Origin of the sequence: Clostridium sp. (assembly GCF_051654825.1) — a bacterium.
Taxonomy (GTDB): domain Bacteria; phylum Bacillota; class Clostridia; order Clostridiales; family Clostridiaceae; genus Clostridium.
Genome location: NZ_JBOFYU010000172.1, coordinates 1 through 1,876, shown reverse-complemented (window position 1 = coordinate 1,876; position 1,876 = coordinate 1). Strand labels below are relative to the sequence as shown.

Annotated in this window: 3 protein-coding genes; all 3 read left to right on the top strand. The window is 29.6% G+C overall.

What is annotated here, in order from left to right:
• Positions 1–179: 179 nt before the first annotated feature.
• The 3 genes from dcm (at position 180) to ACRDBA_RS10195 (ending at position 1,782) form a co-directional block, all read left to right on the top strand.
• Positions 180–1,160, top strand: a complete 981-nt coding sequence (gene dcm / locus ACRDBA_RS10205; RefSeq protein WP_438572820.1) for a DNA (cytosine-5-)-methyltransferase — start codon at positions 180–182, stop codon at positions 1,158–1,160.
• A 132-nt stretch (positions 1,161–1,292) separates the two neighbouring features.
• The gene (locus ACRDBA_RS10200; RefSeq protein ID WP_438572819.1) at positions 1,293–1,514 is read left to right on the top strand and encodes a hypothetical protein; all 222 of its coding nucleotides are present in this window, start codon (positions 1,293–1,295) and stop codon (positions 1,512–1,514) included.
• A 61-nt stretch (positions 1,515–1,575) separates the two neighbouring features.
• On the top strand, positions 1,576–1,782 hold the full coding sequence (locus ACRDBA_RS10195; RefSeq protein ID WP_438572818.1) for a hypothetical protein: 207 nt from the start codon (positions 1,576–1,578) through the stop codon (positions 1,780–1,782).
• Positions 1,783–1,876 lie beyond the last annotated feature (94 nt).

Sequence of the window (1,876 nt, the reverse complement as noted above, 5' to 3'; positions counted from 1 at the left end):
TTGTTTCTGCGTTATTCTTTGGAGGACAATACATAGCAGCGATGATAGGAATTTTATCACTTGAATTAATAGTGTCAAATGATAATTTAGAAGATATAAAAGACATATTTAGAGGTATAAAATAGAAATTTTATATGTTTTAATAAAAACATATTAAGAAAATTAGAGGGAGATTAACCATGGATAAAGTAAAATTTATAAGTTTATTTAGTGGAGTAGGAAGTCCAGAAATGGCAATGAGAAATATTGGGGCAAAATATGAGTTACTTGGGTTTAGCGAAATAGACGATAAGGCTATAAAATCATATTGCGCAATACATAATGTAAATAAAGACGCTAATCTAGACGATATAACAAAAATAGACATACCATCATTACAACAAAATATTGATCTAATAGTAGGTGGATCGCCTTGTCAAGATTTTTCAGTATCAGGGTATAAAGCAGGTGCGGATGAGGGAAGTGGAACAAGGAGTTCTTTGATGTGGAATCAAATAGCAATAGTGGAACACTGTAAACCTAAGTATGTTATATGGGAAAATGTCAAAGGTGTGTTACAACAATCACAAATACATAATTATGAAAAATATTTAAACAGAATGAGCGAGATAGGATATGACAATTACAGCAAAATAATAAATAGCAAAAACTTTGGATTAGCTCAGGATAGAGATAGGATGTTCGTGGTAAGCACAAGGAAAGACATTGATATGAATTTTGATTTTCCTAGTGAATATGATTATACAGTCTCACTTAAAGATGTATTAGATGAAAATGTAGAAGAAAGATTTATGGTTAAAAAAGTATTGAATCCAAGAAGAACGAAGAAATACATACAATATGATAATAGCGGGAAAGGGTATAACTCACAGGCGGCAAGATTGTATTATATGGATGGTCAAATGTGTACTCTTCCAAAGTGTAATGGAGGAGATAAGACACAGGTATTATTGGATGAAGAAAAAATGATAGGCAGAAGAATAACACCTTGGGAAGCATGGAAACTTATGGGATTCAGTAGAGAAGATTACTTAAAAGCAGAGGCATCTGGGCAAAGTATGGGAAGTTTATATGCTCAAGCAGGCAACAGTATAGCTGTCCCAATCCTAGAAGAAATATTTAAAATTTTATTAAAGGACTATATTGGAGATGGAAATTAAAAGTATATTAACAACAATCGTTGCTTTTGAATACGATGGAGACTAAAAAGACATTAATGTTCAAGAATACATAGAAAATGAATGTCCGATAAGTGAGGAAACAAAACATAAAATAATAATTGAGGAATAGATATGAGAGTTAAATTAACTGGAATTAAGCGGAATGGAGAAATTGAAGTAGCATACACTAAAATTAATAAATATAATTATAAACAAATATTAAGGGATATTGACACTATAATAAACCTAGAAGACACCTCTGTAATACTAGGAGATGATACACCTTCACTTAAATTGGTGTTTGAAGAAGAAGGTTTAGCTTGTGACAACATGAAAATCGAGATAGTAAAGTAAAAAAATAAATAAAATGCTTCTTTTAAGTGGATACATAATTAACAATAAACAAGGAGAAAATATGAAAACAATAGAAGAAATAGGAATAGAAATAGAAAAGATGCAAATAAAACAGGGAGATACATTAATTATGAAATATCCTTGTGATGATAAAGGGACTTCTTTATTTCCATTAGAAGCGGTAACTATATGGCATAATCATATAAAGAAGATCACAGGATGCAATGTAATAACGATGCCAAAAGAAATAGAAATAATAAAAGAATAAGTGAATATAAAAAAGACAATTAATTACATTAAACGGTACTTAGTTGTCTTTTTTGTTTATAAAAAATAAAATATACAATAAAATGAAAAATATT